The 25,323-nt window shown below is 65.3% G+C and carries 23 protein-coding genes; 17 read left to right on the top strand and 6 right to left on the bottom strand.

The genetic code is table 11. From position 1 onward, the window contains the following. Positions 1-5 precede the first annotated feature (5 nt). From G3W89_RS00550 to G3W89_RS00530, 5 genes are all read left to right on the top strand, one after another. A complete protein-coding gene (locus tag G3W89_RS00550; RefSeq protein WP_162572291.1) occupies positions 6-836 on the top strand; it encodes a DUF2182 domain-containing protein in 831 nt (276 codons plus the stop codon). Then, a complete protein-coding gene (locus G3W89_RS00545) occupies positions 829-1,716 on the top strand; it encodes a DMT family transporter (protein WP_162572290.1) in 888 nt (295 codons plus the stop codon). Before G3W89_RS00550 ends, G3W89_RS00545 begins: the two co-directional genes overlap by 8 nt. A 274-nt stretch (positions 1,717-1,990) precedes the next feature. Continuing rightward, entirely contained in the window at positions 1,991-3,088 is a 1,098-nt protein-coding gene (locus G3W89_RS00540; protein WP_162572289.1) for a terpene synthase family protein, read from the top strand. Next, on the top strand, positions 3,081-3,830 hold the full coding sequence (gene uppS, locus G3W89_RS00535) for a polyprenyl diphosphate synthase (RefSeq protein ID WP_162572288.1): 750 nt from the start codon (positions 3,081-3,083) through the stop codon (positions 3,828-3,830). The genes G3W89_RS00540 and uppS overlap by 8 nt, the downstream gene beginning before the upstream one ends. A 5-nt stretch (positions 3,831-3,835) precedes the next feature. Next, entirely contained in the window at positions 3,836-5,224 is a 1,389-nt protein-coding gene (locus G3W89_RS00530) for a cytochrome P450 (RefSeq protein WP_162572287.1), read from the top strand. A gap of 59 nt (positions 5,225-5,283) precedes the next feature. Here the strand turns inward: G3W89_RS00530 and G3W89_RS00525 are convergent, their stop codons facing one another. From G3W89_RS00525 to G3W89_RS00505, 5 genes are all read right to left on the bottom strand, one after another. Next, on the bottom strand, positions 5,284-5,727 hold the full coding sequence (locus G3W89_RS00525) for a MaoC family dehydratase (RefSeq protein WP_162572286.1): 444 nt from the start codon (positions 5,725-5,727) through the stop codon (positions 5,284-5,286). A 10-nt stretch (positions 5,728-5,737) separates the two neighbouring features. Beyond that, the gene (gene boxA, locus G3W89_RS00520) at positions 5,738-7,021 is read right to left on the bottom strand and encodes a benzoyl-CoA 2,3-epoxidase subunit BoxA (protein WP_162572285.1); all 1,284 of its coding nucleotides are present in this window, start codon (positions 7,019-7,021) and stop codon (positions 5,738-5,740) included. Between the two features lie 187 nt (positions 7,022-7,208). After that, positions 7,209-8,636 (bottom strand): benzoyl-CoA 2,3-epoxidase subunit BoxB, encoded by a 1,428-nt coding sequence (boxB, locus tag G3W89_RS00515; protein WP_162572284.1) that lies wholly within the window; start codon positions 8,634-8,636, stop codon positions 7,209-7,211. A 46-nt stretch (positions 8,637-8,682) separates the two neighbouring features. Beyond that, a complete protein-coding gene (boxC, locus tag G3W89_RS00510) occupies positions 8,683-10,353 on the bottom strand; it encodes a 2,3-epoxybenzoyl-CoA dihydrolase (RefSeq protein ID WP_162572283.1) in 1,671 nt (556 codons plus the stop codon). Between the two features lie 146 nt (positions 10,354-10,499). Then, the gene (locus G3W89_RS00505; protein WP_162572282.1) at positions 10,500-11,426 is read right to left on the bottom strand and encodes a helix-turn-helix transcriptional regulator; all 927 of its coding nucleotides are present in this window, start codon (positions 11,424-11,426) and stop codon (positions 10,500-10,502) included. A 174-nt stretch (positions 11,427-11,600) separates the two neighbouring features. Here G3W89_RS00505 and G3W89_RS00500 point away from each other — a divergent pair, with 174 nt between their 5' ends. From G3W89_RS00500 to G3W89_RS00455, 10 genes are all read left to right on the top strand, one after another. Then, complete coding sequence (locus G3W89_RS00500; protein WP_162572281.1) at positions 11,601-12,068, top strand: 4-hydroxylaminobenzoate lyase; 468 nt, start codon at positions 11,601-11,603, stop codon at positions 12,066-12,068. A gap of 7 nt (positions 12,069-12,075) precedes the next feature. After that, on the top strand, positions 12,076-13,638 hold the full coding sequence (locus G3W89_RS00495; protein ID WP_162572280.1) for a 3,4-dehydroadipyl-CoA semialdehyde dehydrogenase: 1,563 nt from the start codon (positions 12,076-12,078) through the stop codon (positions 13,636-13,638). 32 nt (positions 13,639-13,670) lie between these two features. Further along, positions 13,671-15,248, top strand: coding sequence for a benzoate-CoA ligase family protein (locus G3W89_RS00490; RefSeq protein ID WP_162572279.1), 1,578 nt, complete (start codon positions 13,671-13,673; stop codon positions 15,246-15,248). Next, positions 15,245-16,048: an alpha/beta fold hydrolase gene (locus G3W89_RS00485; RefSeq protein WP_162572278.1), complete on the top strand. Its 804-nt coding sequence runs from the start codon at positions 15,245-15,247 to the stop codon at positions 16,046-16,048. The genes G3W89_RS00490 and G3W89_RS00485 overlap by 4 nt, the downstream gene beginning before the upstream one ends. Further along, complete coding sequence (locus tag G3W89_RS00480) at positions 16,045-17,214, top strand: ABC transporter substrate-binding protein (protein WP_162572277.1); 1,170 nt, start codon at positions 16,045-16,047, stop codon at positions 17,212-17,214. The genes G3W89_RS00485 and G3W89_RS00480 overlap by 4 nt, the downstream gene beginning before the upstream one ends. 32 nt (positions 17,215-17,246) lie before the next feature. After that, entirely contained in the window at positions 17,247-18,119 is an 873-nt protein-coding gene (locus tag G3W89_RS00475; RefSeq protein ID WP_162572276.1) for a branched-chain amino acid ABC transporter permease, read from the top strand. A gap of 1 nt (position 18,120) precedes the next feature. Continuing rightward, on the top strand, positions 18,121-19,077 hold the full coding sequence (locus G3W89_RS00470) for a branched-chain amino acid ABC transporter permease (protein WP_162572275.1): 957 nt from the start codon (positions 18,121-18,123) through the stop codon (positions 19,075-19,077). Further along, positions 19,074-19,883, top strand: coding sequence for an ABC transporter ATP-binding protein (locus G3W89_RS00465; RefSeq protein WP_162572274.1), 810 nt, complete (start codon positions 19,074-19,076; stop codon positions 19,881-19,883). Before G3W89_RS00470 ends, G3W89_RS00465 begins: the two co-directional genes overlap by 4 nt. A gap of 1 nt (position 19,884) precedes the next feature. Further along, positions 19,885-20,586, top strand: coding sequence for an ABC transporter ATP-binding protein (locus tag G3W89_RS00460; protein ID WP_162572273.1), 702 nt, complete (start codon positions 19,885-19,887; stop codon positions 20,584-20,586). Between the two features lie 154 nt (positions 20,587-20,740). After that, entirely contained in the window at positions 20,741-21,523 is a 783-nt protein-coding gene (locus G3W89_RS00455; RefSeq protein WP_162572272.1) for a DUF1016 N-terminal domain-containing protein, read from the top strand. Between the two features lie 3 nt (positions 21,524-21,526). Here G3W89_RS00455 and G3W89_RS00450 read toward each other — a convergent pair whose 3' ends face one another. Then, on the bottom strand, positions 21,527-22,867 hold the full coding sequence (locus G3W89_RS00450; protein WP_162572271.1) for a site-specific DNA-methyltransferase: 1,341 nt from the start codon (positions 22,865-22,867) through the stop codon (positions 21,527-21,529). A 61-nt stretch (positions 22,868-22,928) separates the two neighbouring features. On the opposite strand from G3W89_RS00450, the gene G3W89_RS00445 reads away from it, so the two are divergent. Beyond that, a complete protein-coding gene (locus tag G3W89_RS00445) occupies positions 22,929-23,879 on the top strand; it encodes a DNA adenine methylase (RefSeq protein WP_174258220.1) in 951 nt (316 codons plus the stop codon). Continuing rightward, positions 23,880-25,256 (top strand): HNH endonuclease, encoded by a 1,377-nt coding sequence (locus G3W89_RS00440; protein WP_162572270.1) that lies wholly within the window; start codon positions 23,880-23,882, stop codon positions 25,254-25,256. The last annotated feature ends 67 nt before the right edge of the window (positions 25,257-25,323 follow it).

The following is a 25,323-nucleotide window of genomic DNA, read 5'->3' as shown; positions in this document are numbered from 1 at the left end:
AAGCGATGGACGCCCCTGCGGGCATCGCGCGGCCGGGTCGGCCGCGCTCCGGCGCCGTGCGTCACCGGCGGGTGTTCGTGCCGCTGCTCGTGGCGCTCGTCGCGCTCGCCTGGCTGGCGTTGTGGGCGTGGGCGCGCAGCCCGTACGGGCGCTACCTCGAGCATGGCGACTGGCTGGCCTCCGGGCCCGCGGCCTTTCTCTGCCGCGCCCTGCCCGCGGGCGAGCTGCTGGTGCCGGCGCTGCTCTACGCCCTGGCCTGGGTCCTCATGACCGCGGCCATGATGCTGCCCACCACCCTGCCTCTGTTCGACGTCTTCGACCGGATGACGGCGCGGCGGCCGGACCACGGACGCCTGCTCGCGCTGCTCGGGCTCGGCTACATGGCTGCGTGGGGCGTCTTCGGTCTGCTGGCGCACGGGCTGCACGAGCTGATCCTGGCGCTGCTGGCGCGCTCGCCGACCCTGGCGTGGCACGGCTGGCTCATCGGCGCCGCGACCCTCGGGCTGGCCGGCGCCTTCCAGTTCAGCCGGCTCAAGCACCAGTGCCTGGACAAATGCCGCACACCGCTGGGCTTCGTCATCACGCACTGGCGCGGACCGGCGCCGGCGCGGCAGGCCTTTGCGCTGGGCGTGTACCACGGCGTGTTCTGCGTGGGCTGCTGCTGGGCGCTGATGCTGTTGATGTTCGCCCTGGGCACCGGCAGCCTGGGCTGGATGCTGCTGTTGGCTGCGCTGATGGCTGTCGAGAAAAACGTCTCGTGGGGCCGGCATCTCAGCGCGCCACTCGGCATCGCGCTGCTCGCCGGTGGGGCGTTGGTGGTGGTCGTCCATGCCTGAGCCGCTTGACGGCCCGCCCGGCCTTCGGATTGTCGGGCTCACCGTGGCCGCGATGCTCGCCTTCGCGGCCAATTCGCTGCTGTGCCGCATGGCGCTGCAACAAGGGGGCATCGATGCCGCCAGCTTCGGCAGCATCCGGCTGGTGGCGGGCGCGCTCACGCTCGCGCTGGTCGTGCGCCTGCGTTCCCGGCCGCAGGCGGCCGGCCGCGCGGACTGGCTCGCGGCGGCGATGCTGTTCGTGTATGTCGCGTTCTTCTCCTTCGCCTACCTCAGCCTGCCGGCCGGCACGGGGGCGCTGATCCTGTTCGGTGCGGTGCAGCTGACGATGCTCTGCGCCGGCCTGCGCGCGGGCGAGATGTTCGGGCCGGTGGCGTGGTCGGGCTTCGTGCTGGCGGTTGCGGGCCTGGTCTACCTGGTCTCGCCGGGCGTCGCGGCGCCGCCACCGGTCGGCGCGATGCTGATGGGGGTCGCGGGCGTGGCCTGGGGTGTGTATTCGCTGCGCGGGCGCGGCGTGGCCGATCCGCTGGCCGCGACAGCGCGCAACTTCTTGCGGGCGGCGCCGATGGCATTGGCGCTGAGCCTGGTGCTTGCCGGCAGCGCGCACGCCGATGCGGCTGGCGTTGCGCTGGCCGTGGCCTCGGGCGCGCTGACCTCGGGCATCGGCTATGTCATCTGGTATGCGGCGCTGCCGGGGCTCTCGGCGATGCGGGCAGCGACGGTGCAGCTGTCGGTGCCGCCGATCGCCGCCTTCGGTGGGGTGATCTTCCTGTCGGAAGCGATCACGCCGCGCTTGATGCTCTGCTCCATCGTGATTCTTGGGGGCATCGCGCTCGTGTTGACGGGGAAGGCGCGGGCGGCCAGGACGCAGGCATCGTCTTAGTCGGGGCTACCGCGAGCTTGAGAAGGGCGGCCTGAAGTCAGTCGTTGAGTTGTTGCGTGGCGAACTCGTACGCCACCGTCCAGGTCTGTTGACTCCACACCGGGCACAGGCCCAGGCTTGAACGGGAGGCGTAGCCGAACGCCACCGGCCATCTAGCATATTTCTCCACGGGGTCAGGCTGCCGCTGGGGACGAAATCTGGCTTTTTGTCGCAACGAAGCCGCTCCGGCGAGTGGGCTGCTTAAGGTCGTGTCTGACGCAACCGGAAAGTTCCGATGACACATGAACCGATCCATGTCGATCCGCCGCCGGTTTACTGCCCGATTCCATCCGCAGTCCACCCCCTGGTGTCGGAGATCCAGCGCCGCTCAGAAGACTGGATCGCGCAGTTCGCCTTCTGGCCTGACGCAACCGGCCGCGAGACGGTGCAGGCGTTCAATTGCGGTGAACTCGCCGCCAGAATGGCGCCCGACGGAATCCCCGAGCACCTCCAGATCTGCACGGACTGGTTCCACCTCGCCTTTGTATGGGATGAGTTCTATGACCGGCTGCCTACCGCCAAGGCCGGGGGCGGACTCGCCCAACTCGCCGAGCTCGCCGTAAAGGTCATCCGGACGCTCAGGGTACCCGCCGCCGCTCTGCTGCCCGAAGGCTCCCCCTCCTCCGTTGCCTTGCGCGATCTCGCGGAGCGCCTGCACGGCATGAGCACGCCCGTCCAAAGGCACCGGATCATCGACGGCCAGCAGGACTGGCTGTCCGCAGTCGCTTGGGAGGTCGCCTCCCAGACGCGTACGGAACTCCCCTCACTTGCCGACTACACGGCTCAGCGCCTGTATACCGTTGGCGGCACGGCCTTCACGGGCTGGTTGGACTTCCTCAATGGCATCGAGGTGTCCGGCAAGGAGTGGGATGCCCCGGCGGTGCGGGCGCTCACCGAGATCTCCGGAATCATCGTCGCTGTCGACAACGACCTTTACTCCTACGCAAAGGATTTGTGGTTTCAGCAGCGCCACGGTGTTCTCCTGCTGAACTACGTCAGTGTTCTCGCCGCCCACTTCGGCTGTTCCGTGCCGGAAGCGCTTGACCGCGCTGTGCGCATGCGCGACCGGCTGATGTGCCTGTTCCTGACCCTGCGCGAGCAGATCGCACGCCGGGCGAGTTCCGACCTGAACCGCTACATCGTCGGGCTGGGTCATTTCATCCGCGCCAACATCGACTACGGGAATGTCTCGCTGCGCTATCGCAATCCGGACGGACGCTCTCCGAACGCAACCCAGTCCACCATGCGCTTCTCCGATACGCCATCAGATGCATCCCTCGAGCCCATCGACATCCCCCATATTGCATGGTGGTGGGAGCAGCTCCATGGGTAGCAACGCTATCGACAACGCCCGAATGGAGCAGCTCACGACATCCCCGATTCCACGCCACGTCGGCGTGATTCTGGATGGCAACCGACGCTGGGCAGCAAAGAACGGCGCGGCAAGCGGCGACAGTTACCGCCGTGGGGCCGAGAAAGTAGGCCAACTCCTCGCCTGGTGCGACAAGGCTCGTATCGAGTTCGTCACCCTCTGGGCATTGTCCATCGACAACATGCGACGCTCCCCACACGATGTGTGTGAACTCGCAGACATCATCGTCGGCGGCCTCCAGAAGCTGGCGCAAGCTCGCCGTTGGCGGCTCAAGCCCATCGGGGCGATCAGTTTGCTGCCCCCAAGCATCGTGATGGCGCTGCGTGACATCGCGGAAACGACCAAAGATGTCGACGGCATGCTGGTCAATATTGCCATCGCCTACGACGGTCACGACGAGATCATCTCTGCCGTTCGGGAGCTCATCGAGGAAGGCGCCCGCATGGGCTTCTCGGGTGAAGAAATAGCCACCCGCCTGTTGTCCCAGGAAAACGTCAACAAACGCCTCTTTACTCACGATCAGCCGCCCCTCGATCTGATGATCCGCACATCCGGCGAACAACGACTGTCTGGCTTCTTGCTGTGGCAGGTCGCCTACGCGGAGCTCTATTTCTCCAATTCGTTGTGGCCCGATTTCGAGGAAGCCGATTTCCGCCAGGCGCTGCGGGCCTTTGAACAGCGGCAACGCCGTTTTGGTGTGTAGGCCCCATGGTGAACCGTAGCGAACAGACATGCGACACCGGTGCCAAGCGCGCCCTTGCGGTTCCGGGTGCGAGCGGCTACCCGCTTGTTGGCCTGCTCCCCCAAGTGCTCCTCGATCCCCTGCAGGCCTTGCTGGGCGTCGTGAAGCGGCATGGAGACGTGGCCTGCGTCAACGTGGGCTTCGAGAAGATCTATCTGCTCAGTCACCCCGACCACGTCGAGCATGTCTTCCATGCCAACAGTGGCAACTTCATCAAGGACGGGAGCATGTGGGCCGCGGGCCAGCAGCTCGCGGGCAACGGGCTCGGGACGACCGAGGGGAGCGCCTGGCTGCGTCAGCGGCGAATGATGCAGCCTCAGTTCCACCGCCAGAAGCTCGCAGTGATGACGTCGCTCCTGGCCGAGGCCGCAGCCGAGGGGCTCGAGGCGTGGCGCCCGGCCGCGGAGAACGGTCAGCCCATCGAATTGCTCAAGGAGCTGAAGAGCATCTCGACCCACACCTTCCTGCGCGCCTTGCTCAGCACCTCGATCAACGCGAAGGAGATGAGCGAGCTGACGGAAGCGGTGAACGTCGCATTCAGGCACATCAACGTCCTCATGTGGACGAACTCCCTGCCGCAGTGGCTCCCGATCCCGGGGAGCCGCCGGTTCCAACAGGCGCGCCGGACGATCGATCGAATCATCTATCCGATCATCCGGAGCCGGTATCGGCAGCCTTGCGAGGGGGGCGACCTGCTCGACCTGCTGCTTGTGGCGCGCGATGCGGACACCGGCGAGGGAATGAGCGAGCAGCAGGTCCGGGACGAGCTGGTCACGCTCCTCGTCGCGGCCCACGAGACGACCGCAACAGCGCTCGCCTGGACCGTGCATTTCTTGTGCGGGCACCCGGAGGCGGCGCAGCGAGTCGCCGCCGAGGCAAGCTCGCTCGCCGGCGACCGCCCCCCAGAGTTCGCGGACCTCGGCAAGCTCGCGTACACGAAGATGGCTTTCCAGGAGGCCATGCGCCTCAAGGGGCCTCTCTGGCTTACGGTCCGCAGGGCTGTCGCGGAGGACAACATCGCGGGCTACCGGATCCCTGCCGGGTCGCTCGTGGCGATCGTGCCGTATGTGATCCACCGCCACCCGGCGATCTGGCAGAGGCCGGAGGCGTTCGAGCCGGAGCGCTTTACCGAGGCGAACGCCAAAGGCCGCCACCGCGGCGCTTACCTTCCCTTTGGCGCGGGCGGCCACCTGTGCATTGGCAAAAGCTTCGCCACCATGCAGGCGCAGCTGCTCCTGGCCATGCTCTTTCAGCGTTACCGGGTGAGCCTCGTCCCCGGTCACAAGGTCGAGCTGCAGGCGGCCATCGTGCTTCGCCCGAGGAACGGGATCCTGGTGACCTTAGCGCCCGCCTAGACGCTTCATGTCGGAGCGGCTCGGAGAAGCGCCGCCAACGCCAGCGGAGCACGGTGTCATCATGGCGCCACCTCGAGCTTGAACAAGCTCGTTGCCTCCAGATCCAGCGCCAATTGCTCGCGCTGGTTGAACAGCCGCCATCGCCACCGCAGGATGCCCAGCGTGGGCCGCTTCTCCGAACGCCTCACCTCGATGACATCAGCCACGAGCCGCAGCGCATCGCCCGGGCGAACCGGGTTGGGCCATTTCATGTAGGCCAGGCCCGGCGAGGCAAACGACTCGGAGCCGGCCAATGCCGCATCGGTCACCAGCCGCATCGCGATGCCGCCGGTGTGCCAGCCGCTGGCGATCAGTCCGCCGAACGGACCGGCGACGGCCGCCTCCCCGTCGGTGTGGAACCATTGCGGGTCATAGGCCTTGGCGAACTGCAGCAGCTCGGATTCGGTGACGACATAGGGCCCGGCCTCGATGACCTGACCCACATGGAATTCGGCGAACTTCATGGCGCCGAGCTTAGTAGGTCTCGAGATGCAGGCGGCCTTCGCGCTTGAGTGCGACGCCGACGCTGTCCCAGTCCAGGCCCGCCTCTGCCGCCACGTCGCGCAGCGCGAGCACCACTCCCTCTTCCATGCTCTTGAGCCCGCAGACATAGAAGTGGGTCTGGCCGTCCTTGAGCAGCGCCGCCAGGTCGGCGGCACGCTCGCGCATCGCGTCCTGCACGTAGCGCTTGGGCTGCCCCGGCGTGCGCGAGAAGGCGAAGTTGATGTCGATGAAGTCCTTGGGAAGCGTCTGCAGCGGGCCGAAGTACGGCAGCTCCTGCTGGGTGCGCGCGCCGAAGAAGAGCAGCAGCTTGCCGCTCTCGAACTTGCCGCTCTTGCGCAATCGCCGGCGCCATTCGGTCATGGCGCGCATGGGTGCGCTGCCGGTGCCGGTGCAGATCATCACGATGTGCGACTTGGGATGGTTGGGCATCAGGAAGGAGCTGCCGAAAGGGCCGATGACCTGGACCTTGTCGCCGACCTTCAGGTCACATACGTGATTGCTGCAGACACCGCGCACCGGGTTGCCCTGGTGGTCTTGCAGCACGCGCTTCACCGTGAGCGAGACGTTGTTGTAGCCCGGCCGCTCGCCGTTGCGCGGGCTGGCGATGGAGTACTGGCGCGCGAAGTGCGGCTTGCCGTTGCCGTCGGTGCCCGGCGGGATGATGGCGATCGACTGGCCCTCCAGCACCGGAAAGGGCATGGTGCCGAAGTCCAGCACGATGTGGTGCGTCTGGTTCTCGTAGCCGGCCTCGGTGCAGTTGAAGTTGCCGACGACGGTGGCGGTGGTCGGGCTCTTCGGCGGGAACAGGTTGGTGTAGGCGTGCGCGGCCGACCAGGGCGGCACGGTGGCACCGTACTGCGCGGAATTGAAAGGCACTTCGCCGGGCTCGGAGGCCGGCTGCGGCGCGGCCGCCGGCTGCGTCTGCATCACGACCTCGTCGGACGAGGCGATGCCCTCGGCCTCGAGCTGCTCGGGCGTGAGCTCGGCGGGCAGTTCGTCCCACGTGAGCTGCTCTTCGATCGAATAGGCGCGCGCCACCGGCATGGTGCGCCAGTTGTCGATGGAGCCTGTCGGGCAGGGTGAGATGCACGCCATGCAGCCGTTGCAGACATCGGCACGCACCACGTAGTTGCGGTCGTCGTGCGTGATGGCGTTGACCGGGCAGGTGGCCTCGCACGTGTTGCAGCGAATGCAGATCTCCGGGTCGATCAGGTGCTGCTTGATGACGCCGAGTTGGATGGTGGCTGTGTCCATGTCTTATCTCCTTTGCCGCCCTGACGGCCAATACCGTTCGGGCGCTTGTACCACCCCACGGCCGCGCAAAGCGCCGGCCGCTTCGTGAAACACCGCGGAACCGGCTTCGCCGGGCCGCTGGTGTTGCCCCCGGCAGGGGGTGGGCGCCCGGACACGAAGTGCCGGGCAACCTGGGGGCGAGCAACAGTCACCCGAAGCGGACGTACTCGAAATCGACCGGCTGGCGGTTGATGCCCATGACGGGCGGTGCGATCCAGCCGGCGAACTTGCCGGGGTCGACCACGCGGCCCATCAACGATGCCACGAAAGCGAAGTCCTCGGGCGTGGGCAGCCACTCGCTCTTCTTCGCGGCCCACTCGGCCTCGTTCACCACGCGGCCTTCAGGCGACATCTTGATGCCGGCCAGCGCGCCGATCTGGCGGTTGAAGGCCTTGTGCGGCACCGTCAGGCGGGTCGGAATGCCGGCCTTTTCCAGCACCTTGTTCCAGCGGCTCACGCCGGCGACCGAGTCCTTGATGAAGTCGTCGCGCAGCACTTCGTTCAGCGCGTTCAGCATGGGCACGTCCTTCTCGACCAGCTGGCCGTTCTGGACTTCGAGCACCTTGTAGGTCTGGCCCTTGAGCACGTGGTCGTCGGTGCGCTTGCCTTCTTCGTAGCGGCCCTTGAGACCGGAGCTGTAGAAGATGGCGGCATTGCTCGACTGGTCGGCGCCGAACAGGTCGATGGTCACGCTGTAGTGGAAGTTCAGGTAGCGCTGGATGGTGCCGAGGTCGATGGCGCCGGCCGCGCGCACCTTCTGCGGGTCGTCCGTCTTGAGCTCGTTCATGACCTGTGCGGTGCGCGCGAGCACGCGCGAAACGCCGCTCTCGCCCACGAACATGTGGTGCGCTTCCTCGGTCAGCATGAACTTCGTCGTGCGCGCCAGCGGGTCGAAGGCGCTCTCGGCCAGCGCCGACAGCTGGAACTTGCCGTCGCGGTCGGTGAAGTAGGTGAACATGAAGAAGGCCAGCCAGTCCGGCGTCTTCTCGTTGAAGGCGCCGAGGATGCGCGGGTTGTCCTGGTCGCCGGACTCGCGTTGCAGCAGCGCGTCGGCCTCTTCACGCCCGTCGCGGCCGAAATACTTGTGCAGCAGGTAGACCATGGCCCACAGGTGGCGGCCTTCCTCGACGTTGACCTGGAACAGGTTGCGCAGGTCGTACTGGCTCGGGCAGGTCAGGCCGAGGTGGCGCTGCTGCTCGACGGATGCCGGCTCGGTGTCGCCCTGCGTGACGATGATGCGGCGCAGATTGGCCCGGTGCTCGCCGGGCACGTCCTGCCACGCCTTCTCGCCCTTGTGGTCGCCGAAGTGGACCTCGCGGTTGGCATCGCCCGGGTTCAGGAAGATGCCCCAGCGGTAGTCGCGCATCTTCACGTGGCCGAACTGGGCCCAGCCGTTCGGATCCACGCTCACGGCCGTGCGGAGGTAGACCTCGTAGTTCGTGGACTCGTCCGGGCCGACGTCATCCCACCAGTGGATGAAGTTGGGCTGCCAGCCTTCGAGCGCGCGCTGCAGCGTGCGGTCTTCGCCCAGGTTGACGTTGTTAGGGATCTTCTCGCTGTAGTTGATCGTGCTCATGACAGTCCTTTGTCGGATGGGGTCGGGAACCTGGGGGTGGTCTTGGTCATACGCGGTTGAGGTCGAAGCCGGCTTTCTCGCCGGTGCCGTAGACCTTCAGGGCGCCCTTCTCGCCGACGGCGTTCGGGCGGTTGAAGATCCAGTTCTGCCAGGCGGTGAGCCGGCCGAAGATGCGGGTCAGCATGTTCTCCTGGCTGGCGAAGCGCAGGTTGGCCTCGAGACCGGTGAGCGCATCGGGCGACATGGCCGCGCGCTCCTCGATGGCGATGCGGATCTCGTCGTTCCAGTCGATGTCGTCGGGCGCGGCGGTGACCAGGCCGAGCTTGAGTGCCTCGTCGGCATCGAGCGGCTTGCCCGCGGCGGCGCGGGCGCCTTCCAGCGGCGCGGTCTCTTCATAGAAGCGGCGCTGCAGGCGGCTCTGGTCGTTGACCATCGGGAAGAAGCCGAAGTTGAACTCGTCGAGCGTGAGCTTGGGCGCGCGCTCGGGTTCGTCGGGCAGCGCCAGCATGTAGGTTCGGTCTGCCGCGAAGGCCAGCTCGGCCAGGGTGCCGGCAAAGCATGAGCCGGGCTCGACGAGCGCGAACAGGCTGCGCGAGGAGACGTCGAGGCGGGCCAGCGTGCGGCGCAGCGCGCCGATGGTTTCGCGCACCAGCCAGTGGTCCTTGTTCGCGAGCAGGGTCTGGTCGCTGGCGAGCACGGCTTGCGCATCGCCCTCGGTCTTGAGCAGCCAGGTGCCGATGTCGAGCTCATTGGTGCGCAGGTTGAGGATGGCGTCGTCGAGCTGGCGCACCATCGCGAGCGGCCACCAGGCGGCGCCCGCGGCCTCGATGCCGGCGATGTCGGCGGGCTGCGCGCCGCTCGGGGCCTTGACGGTCAGCGTGGCGGTGCGGCGGGCACGGTCGATCTCGACCGTGACGAATTCATAGCGGATGCTGTCCGGGCCGTCCTCGCGCTCGACACGCGTCAGGGTCACGCCCTTGCCGGCGGCCGGGCGATGGCTGCCCTCAGCCAGCTTGGCGGCACGTTCCTGCACGGCGGCGCCGAACTGCGCAGGCTTGGCGATCGCATCGACCAGGCGCCATTCGACGGCACGCTGTCCGCGCACGCCCTCGACGCTGGTGCAGAAGATGTCGGCCAGGTCATGGCGCACATGGCGCTTGTCGGTCACGCGGGTCAGGCCGCCCGTGCCAGGCAACACACCCAGCAGCGGAACTTCGGGCAGCGACACGGAAGAGGAGCGGTCGTCGACCAGCAGGATCTCGTCGCAGGCCAGCGCCAGCTCGTAGCCGCCGCCAGCGCAGGCGCCGTTGACGGCCGCCAGGAACTTGAGGCCCGAATGCTTCGACGAGTCCTCGATGCCGTTGCGCGTCTCGTTGGTGAACTTGCAGAAGTTCACCTTCCAGGCGTGGCCGGAGACACCCAGCATGAAGATGTTGGCCCCGGAGCAGAAGATGCGGTCCTTGGCGCTGGTGACGATCACCGAGCGCACTTGCGGATGCTCGAAGCGCACGCGGTTGAGCGCGTCGTGGAGCTCGATGTCCACGCCCAGGTCGTAGCTGTTGAGCTTGAGCTTGTAGCCGGGGCGGATGCCGCCGTCCTCGGCGATGTCCAGCGACAGCCGGGCCACGGAGCCCTCGACGCTGAGCTTCCAGTGGCGGTATTGGCTCGGGTCGGTGCGGTAGTCGACGCGGGCGGGATGGGCAGCGGTCTCGGTCATGTCGCGGTCTCCTGGGTGCCGGGGGTCAATGAATAATAGTGCAGTTTTCTGCTGCAATGACATGCATCATGGTGCATGTTCCGGAGCGAGTCAAGGTAACCGGCTACTTTTTTACAAATGCGCGATGAACGGTGCAGCGCCTGTCGTCACCCGCGGCTCATCGCCTCCCGCACCGTGGTTCGCAGCGCCTGGAAGCTTTGCGCCAGGTCCTGCCCGCTGGTGTCGACGCTCAGATCGGCTTTGGAATAGAAGGCCGCGCGGCCCGCAAGGATGCGGCGCAGGTCGTCCATCGCCTCCTTGCTGGCGGCCATCGGTCGCGTGTCGCCCTGGGCGGCCACGCGGCCCATGTGCTCCTCGGGCGCGGCCTGGAGCCAGACGGTGGTGCAGTGCGAGAGCAGCTCGTTGAAGGTGGCAGGGTCGGAGACGATGCCGCCCGGCGTGGCGATCACCACCTCGCCATAGATCTGGATCGCCTCTTCGAGCGCACGGCGCTCATAGCGGCGGTAGGCATTGGTGCCGTAGAGGTCGTGGATCTCGCGCACGCTGCAGCCGGCAAGTTTCTCGATCTCGCGGCTGAGCTCGATGAAGGGCACGTCGAGATCGTCCGCCAACATCTGGCCCAGCGTGGACTTGCCGGCGCCTCGCAGGCCGACCAGGGCGATTCGGCGATGACGCGCCGGGTCACCCGCCGCGGTGCCCAGCAATTCGCCCAGAGCGATGCGGGCACGCCGCAAATCGGCTTCGCCGCGGCGCTCCAGCAGCTCGCGGATCAGCAGCCACTCGGGCGAACTGGTCGTCACGTCGCCCACCAGCTCGGCCAGCGAGCAGTGCAGCGCGGTCGCCACCTGCTGCAGCACCAGGATGGATGCGTTGCCGATGCCGTATTCGAGATTGGCCAGGTGCCGCTCCGACACCTCGGCCGCCTGCGCCACCGCCTTGCGCGTGAGGCCCCGGCGCGCGCGCAGGTTGCGCACCCGCTCGCCCAGCGCCACCAGCAGCGGGTTTTTCGCTTCGTCGGCAGCAGGGGCCGCATCGGCCCTTGTGCTCAGCACCGCCTCGGCTCGGTCATTCATGTCTGTGATTCCGCTGCGCGGTCCTGTCGTATTCGGGTAAACACCATATATGCACTATATTGCTTGACACCTCTTGTGTCGGTGCTATGGTTCATGCACAGGCAAGATACTGCACGCGGCCTTTTGCCGCAAGTTTCGTTTCTTTTTTCCCCATTCATGAGCCAGCGCACCACGATGTCCAAGGAATCCTTCCACCAGATCGTCGCCGACGTGACCTCGCAGATCGCCGGCCGTCCGCTCGATGCCGAGCTCGATCGCTGGCTCAACACTGTGCACGGTGTCGGCAGCGAGAGCTACGAGCGGCTGAAGCAGGCCTGCATCGACGGCGTGGCCGAAGGCTGGCTGTGCGAGCGCGAGGGCGGCGGCATCAAGTACGGCCGCGTGTTCAAGGCCGACGACGCGCTGCACCGCTTTTCGGTCGACGTGGTGGACATGCGGGACATCGAGGGGCCGCACCACACGCATCCGAACGGCGAGGTCGACCTGATCATGCCGCTGGAAGGCGACGCGACCTTCGATGGCCGGCCTGCCGGCTGGTGCGTCTATCCGCCCGGATCGGCGCACCACCCCACAGTCGCGCAAGGCCGCGCGCTGGTGCTCTATCTCCTGCCCGAAGGCCAGATTCAATTTTCCCGGAGCTGAGACACCCATGACAGAACTTCTTTCCAACTACGTCGCCGGCCGCTGGCAGGCCGGCAACGGCGCCGGCACGCCGCTCTTCGATCCGGTGCTGGGCACCGAGCTGGTTCGCGTCGATGCGGGCGGGCTGGACCTGGCCGAGGCCTTCGGCTTTGCGCGTGAAACAGGCGGCGCGGCGCTGCGCGCGCTCACGTACAAGCAGCGTGCCGGGCTGCTGGCCGCGGTCGTGAAAGTGCTGCAGGCCAACCGCGATGCCTACTACGAGATCGCCACCGCCAACTCCGGCACGGTGAAGAACGACTCGGCCGTGGACATCGATGGCGCGATCTTCACGCTGGGCCAGTACGCCAAATGGGGCGATGCACTGGGCGACGTGCATGCACTGCGCGACGGCGCTGCAGTCAAGCTGGGCAAGGAGCCCGTGTTCCAGTCGCAGCACCTGCAGGTGCCGACGCGCGGCGTGGCGCTCCTCATCAACGCCTTCAACTTTCCGTCGTGGGGGCTGTGGGAGAAGGCGGCACCGGCCCTTCTCTCTGGCGTGCCGGTGATCGTGAAGCCCGGCACCGCCACGGCGTGGCTCACGCAGCGCATGGTGCGCGACGTGGTCGATGCCGGCGTGCTGCCGGCCGGCGCGCTGTCGGTCGTCTGCGGCAGCTCGAACGGGCTGATGGATCAACTGCAGGGATTCGACGTGGTCTCCTTCACCGGCTCGGCCGACACCGGCGCCGTGATCCGCTCGCATGCCGCGGTGGCGCAGCGCTCGGTGCGCGTGAACATCGAGGCCGACAGCCTCAACTCCGCCCTCCTGCTGCCCGACGCCGCGCCGGACAGCGAGAGCTTCAAGCTGCTGGTGCGCGAGGTGGTGCGGGAGATGACGGTCAAGTCGGGCCAGAAGTGCACCGCGATCCGCCGCATCCTCGTGCCGGCTGCCTTGTACGACTCGGCGGCCGAGGCGATCGGCGCCAAGCTCGCGGGCATCACCGTCGGCAATCCGCGCAACGAGGGCGTGCGCATGGGCTCGCTGGTGAGCCGCGCGCAGCTGAACGCGGTTCGCGAGGGCCTGGAAGCACTCAAGGCGCAGGCCGGCGTGCTGTACGACGGCAGCCAGGCACAACTGATCGATGCCGACCCGGCCGTCGCGGCCTGTATCGGCCCGGTGCTGCTGGGCGCGCGCGATGCCGACGCAGCGCAGCGCGTGCACGACGTGGAAGTCTTCGGCCCGGTCGCCACCCTGCTGCCTTACCGCGACCTCGACCATGCGGTCGCCCTCGCGCATCGTGGCCAGGGTTCGCTTGTCACTTCGCTCTACGGCGCCGACGAAGCCGCTCTGGGCCAGGCCGGGGTGCAGCTGGCCGCCAGCCATGGCCGCGTGCATGTGATCACGCCCGACGTTGCGCAGGCCCACACCGGCCACGGCAACGTCATGCCCCACTCGCTGCACGGCGGCCCTGGCCGCGCCGGCGGCGGCGCCGAGCTGGGCGGACTGCGCGCGCTGGACTTCTACCACCGCCGTGCCGCGGTGCAGGCCAGCCCCGGCGTGCTTGCGCAGCTGGGCTTGCAACCCCAGGCCTGATCCAGAACACAGGACTTGAGGAGAGAAACACGATGAGCCTGCCCGCCCGATTCAATTTCGCCGAACACCTGTTCGCCCTCAACCGCAGCCGCGCGCAGAAGATCGCGTACATCGACGACCGTGGCACCCTGCCCTACGGCCAGCTCGAGGAGCGCGCCCGCCGGCTCGCCGCCGCGCTGCTCGCCGCCGGCGTGAAGCCCGGAGACCGCGTGCTGCTGCTGATGCACGACAGCAGCGACTGGCCGGTGAGCTTTCTCGGCAGCCTCTATGCGGGCATCGTGCCGGTGGCCGTCAACACGCTGCTCACCTCCGACGACTACGCCTACATGCTGGCCAACAGCGGCGCCCAGGCGGCGCTGGTTTCCGGCGCGCTGCTGTCCGTGTTGCAGGATGCACAACGCAAAGGCTCGCATGCGCTGAAGGCGCTGTTCGTTTCGCAACCCACCGGATCGCTGCCCGAAGGCGCGCAGGAATTCGAGGCGGCGCTCGCCGCGCAAGAGCCGTTGGCGGAACCCGCCGCGACCACGCCGCAGGACCACGCCTTCTGGCTCTATTCCTCAGGCTCCACCGGCAAGCCCAAGGGCACGGTGCACACGCACGGCAACCCTTGGTGGACGGCCGAGCTCTACGGCAAGCCGGTGCTTGGCCTGACGGAGAACGACGTGTGCTTCTCGGCCGCCAAGCTCTACTTCGCCTACGGCCTGGGCAATGGGCTGACCTTCCCGCTGTCGGTGGGCGCGACCGTGCTGCTGATGGCCGAGCGGCCGACGCCCGATGCCACCTTCAAGCGCTGGACCTGCGCGTCTTCGGCTTCGGGCGCCGCGGCGCCGATGAAGCCCACCGTCTTCTTCGGCGCTCCCACCGGCTTCGCCGGCATGCTCGCCTCGCCCAACCTGCCCGCGCGCGAGCAGGTGTCGCTGCGGATGTGCTCCTCGGCCGGCGAGGCGCTGCCGGGCGAGCTGGCGCAGCGCTTCAAGCAGCACTTCGGCTGCGAGATCATCGACGGCATCGGCTCCACGGAGATGCTGCACATCTTCATCTCCAACCGGCCCGGCGACATCCGCTACGGCACCACCGGCCGACCGGTCGAAGGCTATGTGATCGAGCTGCGCGGCGAAGACGGCAAGCCCGTCGGCGTGGGCGAAGTAGGCGACCTCTACATCAAGGGGCCGAGCACGGCGCTGATGTACTGGGACAACCCCGAGAAGAGCGCCGAGACCTTCCGCGAAGGCTGGACCAAGAGCGGCGACAAGTACTCACGCGACGCCGAGGGCTACTACACCTACGCGGGCCGCAGCGACGACATGCTGAAGGTCAGCGGCATCTACGTCTCGCCCTTCGAAGTCGAGGCCACGCTGATGCAGCACCCCGCCGTGCTCGAGGCCGCGGTGATCGGCAAGGAAGACGGCGACGGGTTGACCAAGACAAAGGCCTACGTGGTGTGCAAGGCAGGCCAAAGCGTGACGGATGAGGAACTCAAGGCCTTCGTGAAGGAGCGCCTCGCGCCCTACAAGTACCCGCGCTTCATCGAGTTCGTGGAAGAACTGCCGAAGACGGCCACCGGCAAGATCCAGCGCTTTCGGCTGCGCGAGCGGGAGCAGCAGGGGTGAGCGCCTTGTCAGAGTTTGCCGCCATCCGTTGGCGGGGGAAGGATGTGCGTGTCGAGTACCTGCGCATCGCACCGGAGCGCACGACTGCCCCGCTCCTCGTCTTCCTCCACGAAGGCCTGGGCTCGATCGCGATGTGGAAGGACTTCCCCCAGCGCCTGTGCGACGCCGGCGGCTTTCGTGGCCTGGTGTTCTCGCGCCCCGGCTACGGGCGCTCCACGCCGCGCGCACCCGACGAAACGTGGGACGTCGACTTCATGCACCGCCAGGCGCACGAGGTGCTGCCGTCCTTCTTCGAAGCCATCGGCCTGCAGGAAAAACCCTGGCTCTTCGGCCACAGCGACGGCGCTTCGATCTCCTTGCTGTACGCGGCGCGCTTCCCCGAGCGCGTGGCCGGCCTGGTGGTGCTGGCGCCGCACATCTTCGTGGAGGACGTGACCGTCGCCAACATCGAGCTCGCACGCCAGGCCTACCTCGAGACCGACCTGCCGAAGAAGCTCGGCCGCTATCACGACGACGTCGATTCGGCCTTCTGGGGCTGGAACCGCATCTGGCTGCACCCGCCCTTCAAGCAATGGAACATCGAGTCCGAGCTCGATGCCATTCGCTGCCCCGTTCTCGCCATCCAGGGCATCGACGACGAGTACGGCACACTGGCGCAGATCCGCGGCATCGCGGAGCGCGTGCCCGGCACCGCACTGGTGGAACTCCCCGACTGCGGGCATTCCCCGCATCGCGACCAGCCTGAAAAGGCGATAGTTGCGACCGTTTCATTCATCAACGAAGACAGGAGATCTCCATGACCACCCGCACCACAGCACGCAGCACGCTCACCGCCCTTGCGCTGGCCTGCATCGCCACGCTGGGCCATGCCCAGCAGGGCAAGCTCAAGGTCGGCCTGATGCTGCCCTTCAGCGGCACCTATGCCGCACTCGGCACGGCCATCGAGAACGGCTTCAAGCTCAACGTCGAGGAGCACGGTGGCAAGCTCGGCGGCCGCGAGATCGAATACATCAAGGTCGACGACGAGTCCGACCCGGCCAAGGCCACCGACAACGTCAACAAGCTGATCAAGCGCGACAACGTCGATGTCATCGTCGGCACCGTGCACTCCGGCGTGGCCATGGCGATGGCCAAGGCCGCCAAGGAAAGCGGCACCGTGCTGATCGTGCCCAACGCCGGCGCCGATGCGGTGACCGGTCCGATGTGCGCGCAGAACATCTTCCGCAGCTCCTTCTCGAACTGGCAGCCGGCCTACGCCATGGGCGAGGTCGCGGCCAAGCAGGGCAAGAAGACCGCGATGACCATCACCTGGAAATACGCGGCGGGCGATGAGTCGGTGGCCGGCTTCAAGGAAGGCTTCGAGAAGGGCGGCGGCAAGGTGCTGAAGCAGCTGACCGTGCCCTTCCCCAATGTCGAGTTCCAGGCGCTGCTGACCGAGATCGCGGCGGCCAAACCCGATGCGGTGTATTCCTTCTTCGCAGGCGGCGGCGCGGTGAAGTTCGTCAAGGACTACGCGGCTGCGGGCCTGAACAAGAACATCCCGCTCTACGGCCCCGGCTTCCTGACCGACGGCACGCTGGACGCGCAGGGCGATGCGGCGCAAGGCATGCTCACCACGCTGCACTATGCCGACGGCCTCAACACCCCGCGCGACAACAAGTTCCGCACCGAATACGCCAAGATGTTCAAGCTGCAGCCGGACGTGTACGCGGTGCAGGGCTACGACGCCGCGCAGATGCTGGCCATCGGCTTGAACGCGACCAAGGGCGACATCACCAAGAAGGCCGACTTCGCCGCCGCCATCGAGAAGGCGAAGATCGACAGCCCGCGCGGCACCTTCACCGTGGGCAAGTCGCACAACCCGGTGCAGGACGTCTATCTGCGCAAGGTCGACGGCAAGGAGAACAAGGTCGTCAGCATCGCCGTGAAGGGTCTCGCCGACCCCGCCCGCGGCTGCAAGATGTGATCGGCCTCCAACCCTGAAAGCGATGACCTGTCGTGGACTTCGGTACCTTTCTCGTCCAATGCCTGAATTCGGTTCAGTACGGGCTTCTGTTGTTTCTGGTGGCCTCCGGACTGACGCTGATCTTCGGCATCATGGGCGTGATCAACCTGGCCCACGGCAGCTTCTACATGGTCGGCGCGTACATGGCCTTCGCGCTCTCGCCGCTCTTCGGTGACCAGTTCATCCTGATGCTCGTGGCGGGCGTGGTGCTGACTGCGCTCTTCGGCTACCTGCTGGAGTGGGCCTTCTTCAGCTACCTCTACCAGCGCGATCACTTGCAGCAGGTGCTGATGACCTACGGCCTGATCCTCGTCTTCGAGGAGCTGCGCTCGATCCTCATCGGCAACGACGTGCACGGCGTGCCCGTGCCGCCGTGGCTGAGCGGCAGCTTCGCGCTCGGCGACCTGATGAGCTACCCGTGGTACCGGCTCTTCGCCTCGGCTGCGTGCATCGTGCTCGCGGTCGGGCTCTACTACGTGGTCAACCGCACGCGGCTGGGCATGATGATCCGCGCCGGCGCAAGCAACCGCGACATGGTGCGGGGGCTGGGCATCGACATTCGCCGGCTCTATCGCATCGTCTTCGCGGCCGGCGTGGCGCTTGCTGCGCTGGCGGGGATGATCGCGGCGCCGATGTCCTCGGTCTATCCGAACATGGGCGCGAGCGTGCTGATCATCTGCTTCGTGGTGGTGGTGATCGGCGGCATCGGCTCCATCACCGGCGCGCTCGTCGCGTCGCTGCTGGTGGGCTTTGTCGATACCTTCGGCAAGGTGTTCTTCGCCGAGCTGAGCGGCATCGGCGTGTACGTGCTCATGGCGATGATCCTGATCTGGCGTCCCGAAGGACTGATGGGGCGCAAGACCTGACATGAAAAGTTTCTCCCACTACCTGCCGCTCCTGTGCGCCATCGCGCTCGCGGCCCTCGGACCCTTCCTCGGCCCGTATCTTGGCGACCTGGTCGTCAAGGTGATGATCCTTGCGATCTTCGCGCTGAGCCTGGAACTGCTCGTCGGCATGACCGGGCTGGTGAGCCTGGGCCATGCCGCCTTCTACGGCATCGGGGCGTATGCCACCGTGCTCGGTTCAGGCAAGGAAGGCGGCTCGATCGCCATGCTGCTGCCGCTGGCCATGGGCTGTGCGGCGGGCTATGCGCTGGTGACCGGTGCGCTCAGCCTGCGCACGCGAGGCGTGTACTTCATCATGGTCACGCTTGCCTTCGCGCAGATGGCCTTCTTCGTTTTCCACGACACCGCGCTGGGCGGCGGCAGCGACGGCATCTACATGTACATCCGCCCCGCGCTGGGCGCGCTCGACATGGAGAACAGCAAGGTGCAGTTCTACTTCGTGCTGGGCTCGCTGGTCTTCACCTACGGGCTGCTGGCGCTGATCCGCCGCTCGCGCTTCGGTGCCGCGCTGGCGGGCATCCGGGTCAACGAGCAGCGCATGCGCGCGGCGGGCTTTCCGGTGTATGGGTACAAGCTGGCGGCCTTCGTGATTGCGGGCGCGCTGGCCGGGCTTGCGGGCTTTCTCGTCGCCTCGCGCGACGGCGTGGTCAACCCCGAACTGCTGGCCTGGCACAACTCCGGCGAGGTGTTGCTGATGATCATCCTCGGCGGCCTCGGCCACCTGCGCGGTGCGGTGATCGGCGCGGTGGCCTTCACGCTGTTGAAGGAGCTGCTGTCCACCCACGCCATCGTCGGCCCGATGGCTGATCACTGGCAGTTGACGTTGGGCCTGGCCATCATCGCCTTCGTCGCGCTGCTGCCCAAGGGCATCGTCGGCCTGCGGGTGCGTGTGATGCCGAAGAAGGAGGCTGCGGCATGAGCAGCACGGCCACTCCGAAGGCGAATGGCACCGCAGCCGAAGGCCAAGGTACTCCCGTGCGCAGCAGGCTTCTTGCGGTCGAGACCCTGACGCGCCGCTTTGGCGGCCTCGTCGCGGTCAACAAGGTGACGCTGGACCTGAACCGCGGCGAGGTACATGCGGTGATCGGCACCAACGGCGCGGGCAAGTCCACGTTGATCAACATGCTCTCCGGCGAGATCGATGCTTCCGACGGACGCATCACGCTCGACGGCGAGGACATCACCAGGCGCGCGCAATTCCGCCGCGCGCTGGCGGGCGTGGGCCGCAGCTACCAGCGCACCACGATCTTTCCGGAGTTCACCGTGCTGGAGAACTGCCGGCTCGCGGCGCAGGCCGCAGCGCCGAAGCCGTGGGCGATCTGGGAGTCTTCGGAGAGTTGCGCATACAGCAATGGCGCGGCGCACGAGGCCCTGGAGGCCGCGGGCCTGGGCACCGTCGCCGGCCGCATCGCCGGCACGCTCAGTCATGGCGCGAAGCGGCAGCTGGAAGTCGCGATGTGCCTGGCCACCAAGCCACGCGTGCTGCTGCTCGACGAGCCGCTGGCGGGCATGGGTGCGGAAGAGACGGAGCGGATGCTGGGTCTTCTGAGCAAGCTCAAGGCCACGCACGCGATCCTGCTGGTGGAGCACGACATGGATGCGGTGTTTCGCATTGCGGACCGCATCACGGTGATGGTCAACGGGACGGTGATTGCGACTGGCGACCCGGCTTCGATTCGCGTGAATCCGGAAGTGCGCACGGCCTATTTGGGCGAGGACCATTGAGATGCTGCAGATCGAAGGGCTCAACACCTACTACGGGGACAGCCACATCCTGCGCGGCGTCGATGTGTCGCTGCCTGCGGCGACATCCATAGGCCTGCTGGGGCGCAATGGGATGGGGAAGACCACGCTGATCCGCTCGCTGATGGGCTACGTGCGGCCCGCCTCGGGGCGGGTGAAGCTGGATGGCAATGACGTCACCGGCTGGGCGCCGGAGAAGATGGCGCGGCGCGGCATCGGCTACGTGCCTGAAGGGCGCGGGATCTTTCCCAATCTCTCAGTGCGGGAGAACCTCGTCATGAGCGCACGGGCAGGGATCGATGGGAAGCGGGAGTGGACCTTCGATCGGGTGATGACGACGTTTCCCCGGCTGACGGAGCGGCTGTCGCATGGCGGGCAGCAGCTGTCAGGTGGGGAGCAGCAGATGCTGTCGATCGGGCGGGCGTTGATGACGAATCCGCGGTTGTTGATTCTGGATGAGGCGACCGAAGGACTCGCGCCGCTGATCGTGGCGGAGATCTGGCGGGTGATTGCGGACATTCGCGCGACCGGGATCGCGACACTGATCGTGGATCGGGACTGGCGGAAGGTGCTGGGGCACACCGAGCAGGCTGTGGTGATGGAGAAGGGGAAGATCGTGCGGCAAGGGCCTTCGGCGGGGTTGTTGGCTGAGCCGAAGGTGTTGGAGGAGTTGTTGGGGGTGTGACGAAGCGGGGGCGCAACAGGAAAAATGCGCTACCCTCCCCGGCCGATAGCGAGGGAATCGAGCCGAAGCATGAGAAATCCAGAGTTGGTTGCGAAACACGGGAAGACGCAAGGCATCCATCAAGACGCTCTGTTCACTTTGCCGAGCTGACCCGATGGCAACCCGCAAGTCGCCTGTCTCGCGAAAGTCGCAAAGGCCAAATGCCGCGCATGCGCTTGTTGACGACATACGAAGCCTGATCGCGGACGCTCGTACCCATGTTGCCACGACGGCCAATGCAACGCTGACGTTGCTGTACTGGCGCATCGGGCAACGCATTCGCACGGAGGTGCTTGGCGGAGATCGTGCGGGGTACGGCGAGCAGATTGTCGTAACGCTGTCACGACAATTGAGCGCCGAGCACGGCGGCAGCTTCAGCGAGAAGAACCTGCGCCGCATGATCCAGATCGCCGAGGTTTTCCCCGAAGAGAAGATTGTCGTATCGCTGATACGAGAATTGAGCTGGTCGCACTTCCTTGCGTTGCTGCCACTCAAGGAGACTTTGCAACGCGAGTTCTACGCTGAGCTGTGCCGATCGCAACGCTGGAGCGTACGCATGCTGCGCGACAAGATCAGCAAGCTGCAGGAGACCGTCGCTGTGTCGAGGGCTCGTATAGACAACTCAGTGATGAATGAACGCCTCCACAGTCGTAGCAGGGTCTGTGAAATGCCCTGTATCGAAACCCTGTGGGCTCCTCGATTGGTACGGCGTCAAGGCTGGGCTCGGCAGGGCAACGCTCGCACCAAAGCAACAAAAAACGCAGGACGCGGGCCGGGCATGAGCCGGCTTGTGTGGTTTCGCCATGTCTCAGAGCTATGGCGGCACGCACGCCAGCGCAACGGCCAACACGCACGGGCATTGGGCCAAGCAGCGCTTCCTGCAAGCCAAGAAGACTGAATGTCAGGCCGTGGCGGAGCATGCCCTTTCGTTGGCAAACGGGCTGTCGGGCGACTGAGCTTGAGCCGCTAGATGTCGCTTGACGGCTCCAGCTTGGCTCCGACTGGGAAGTCTTCCGAACCGCGGCGATACATGGATGACCTCAAAGCCACCGCCTCCGGTCCAGGAGGTAGCCTCGGTAATGCCTCCTGGATCGGTGCCGTCGATGACACTCTGCAATCTCGGCAGCAGAAAGTCCAGGACTGTCTGAGTATTGCGTTCGGCGATCACCCATCGACGACGCATTTTGTGCGCGACAGCGGCAGTCGTTCCACTACCACCAAATATATCGACCACGACCTCGCCCGGGTTGGTCGCAATGTGAATGATGCGTTCCAGAAGCGCCTCAGGCTTTGGGGTGTCGAACACCTCGATATCCGGGAACATCGACATCAAGTGTCGCTTCGCGTCGTCGTTCGTTCCAGTGTCTGGCGGACCCCACACGGTGAACGGAACGAGGCCCCTGAGCTGATGCGCGAAAAGTTTCAATCGCGGCGAACCGTCGCCACCCTTGGGAAACCAAAGCCGATCATCCTCGAGCAAGTCACGATAGGTCTGCTCAGTGGCATACCAAGAACGACCTCGCGGAGGACGTAGCACTTGCCCGGTCGGCGTGACGATGTCGTACTGCTGTGCCTTGCGAAAGCCCGGCGCCGTGAACGGAGCGTCGGCCCAAGGTCCGCGTGGGTCGTCATCACGGTTCTGCAAGTGCGCTTCATCCTTGGCCAATAGATTCCGCGAAGTCTTCCACCTTTTTGGCCCACTGGGGGCGTACACCAAAATCGTGTCATGGTTCGACGAAAAAGCGGCGCGGGAGTCGCGAGTAGTTTTCTTTTGCCACACAACGGAGGCGACGAACGCGCTTTCGCCAAAAACTTCATCCATCACCGCGCGGGCCCTGTGCACTTCCGAGTCATCCAGATGCACCCAAACGCTCGCGTCCTCTGCGAGCAGTGGTCGCAGCGCCGTAAGGCGGTCGCGCATCATGCTCAGCCACATTGGTCGATGCATGGTGTCGTTGTACTGACGAAAATTGACCTGCGTGTTGAAAGGCGGGTCGATATACACGAGCCGGATGCCGCCTTCCAGGACCGTCGTTCGCGATGCCAGCGCTTCTAGAGCGTCCAGGCCATCCCCGACGGCCAGCACATTCGCGCGAACATTTAGTGGACCTGCTGTGAGTGCTTCAAACTTGAGCGGCACGAGCAATCGACGATCGGTAGGCTGAACCCACTCACAGCCCTCTTCACCTGATGCCCGTAGTTGCAGCTCTTTATTTGGCCAAATGAGTTGAACGTCGGACATAGGGGACATCGAAACTGGGGAAGGCAATTGGCCGCTGTACTGGGGATTTTTACAGGATATCATGCGCCATCAAAACGCAGATGGAATGATGGAGACACAGGAACAAATGACGTTGCCAGCTCTGGACATGTCACCCGAAACTTCGAGCGCTGTTCAGGTTGACCAGATGCCGATCAAGCCCTTCATCAGATGGGTCGGCGGAAAGTCACGGCTCCTTCCTCGCATCCTTCCGCACATACCTGCCAGCATCAAGAACTATTACGAGCCCTTTCTAGGTGGTGGCGCCGTCTTCCTTGCATGTGCGACGCGCGTATCTGGCCGGGCGCAGCTTGCAGACCTCAATGAGCATCTTGTTGCAGCTTGGGTCGCGATGAGGGATCACTCATCGGAACTTCGTCCGTTACTCGACTGGTACGCGGCGAACGACTCCAAGGAGTTCTACTACGAGGTTCGTTCGGCGGCTCCTAAAGGGCTTGTCGAAAAGGCAGCACGGTTCCTCTATCTGAACGCAGTTTCATGGAATCACCTGTGGCGGGAAAACTCTCGAACCGGAGCCATGAATGTGCCTTGGGGAGACCGCAGTTTCAGGGGCATGAGCGAAGGCACCATGAGAACCATCGGCGATGTCTTGAGCTGTGCAGACATCGTTGCCGCCGACTTCCGCCAGATGCTCAATACCGCCGCCCCAGGAGACTTCGTGTATCTCGATCCACCCTACCTGCCTGTATTCACACGGCCGGACGTGGAGAAAGAGCCCACCGCGAAATTCAACAAGTACACGGCGAAGACATTCGAGATGGCCGACCTCGTCGAACTCGCGAAGATCTGCGCTGGTCTGTCCGAGCGAGGCGTGCGATGGGTGATGTCCAATCGCGACTCCGAGACGGTTCATGATTTGTTCCCACGTGCTGAAATCATCCGGTTTACGACTCATCGCTCGCTCGCCGCACAGAGTCGGCGAGAGGTCGAGGCGCACCTGTCGCCCGAGGCCATCATTATCGGGAGGATCTGAATGGCTGCACAGCCGGTGGAGTGGGTGCTCGTGGTCTACTACGGCCCGTCGGCGCACCGCGCTACGTATGGGCGTCTGAACGACACGAAATACACGAAGGACTACATTCAACTGTCCAAGAGGGCCGAGTTTCTCGACGCAGTAACCCGCCTCTTTCCCGTGGATGTCAGTGACACTGGGTCGGTGCCGCTTACTTACAAGTGGCCAACGGGAACGACACCGGGCGCGCTTGTCTTCAATTCCGCAGATCGTCCACACCTCAAATGGGAAACCGGCCTCGGCGCTCCGCAAGCATGGAGGATGTCGCTCGAGCCCAACGATGCGACGGCTGAGACGATCCCGGGAAATCCTGCCCATCTTGATTTCGCCGCTGCCGAGAACGAGCTTGCGCTGCTTGCGGATCGTGGAGCGGGCCAGCCGTACTTGGTGGCAATCAAGCTTCGCGACGAGTCCAGGACGTTGCATCTCCGCGCCTACCTCAAGGACCCGGACGAAGGCTTCGCATGGGCCGATCTAGGACTGGTGCCGCACGAAATCCAGGTTCTGGCTGCGAAAACGTCCCAGCGATCAGCGCTGGCCTGGTCGCTTCTGCATAGTGCTGGAACAACTCCGACCGCAACGATTGACGACACGATGTCACGGCTCACTGAATCGGGAAATCGAACGGCAGTGATAGAAGCGCTTGAACCTGATGTGGGCCGCGCCCTCATTGGCTATCTTCGTGCACCTGGTCATGGGCTGTTTTTTGATCCCGTTCGGAATCACGACGCGTGGGTTCAACCTGCACCCCTCGGGGCGGATATTGCCGCATCAATTGATGATTTCTTGGAGGTGCTGGAGGCACGTTTCCCCGTGGCCGTGCAACGGGACGCAGCGGCCGAAGCGCTTGAATCCGACCCGGAAGAGGTCGAGACTTTCCGCAAAAAAATCCAACGGATGAGCTACGAGGTCGCCGATTCAACCGCGACGGTCAAGACAAGGGGGAGCGCGCAAAAGGCGTTCGCTGCAGCAGTAAAGGCCAACTATGGATATCGGTGCGCGATCACGGGAATTGAAACCAAGGATTTCCTCGTGGCGTCCCATATCGTTCCGTGGAGCGAAGATCAAACCATTCGACTTGACCCGTCAAACGGCATCTGCTTATCACTCCTCGTCGACCGCGCGTTCGAGAAAGGCCAGTTAGTAATCGAGGACGATCTTACGATTCGTGTCGACTGGGACAGGGTAGGAGATGATTGGGCGCTCAGTCGACACCTTGAGCCATACGACGGGCAGAAAGTGAGTGCGCCAACGAATGAGGCGCCGCAGCTAGGATATCTTCAGCGGCGACGGGCACTCGTTGCTCCAAACGGAGATGCAGGCGTATGCCCGGCTTGAACGATCTAGAAATGCAAAGTCGCTTTCGGTGACCACCTGGGCGAAGCGGCTGTGCGAAGGGTGTGGG

The organism is Variovorax sp. PBL-H6, assembly GCF_901827155.1.
Lineage (GTDB): Bacteria > Pseudomonadota > Gammaproteobacteria > Burkholderiales > Burkholderiaceae_C > Variovorax.
This window is presented reverse-complemented; position numbering and strand designations above follow the sequence as displayed.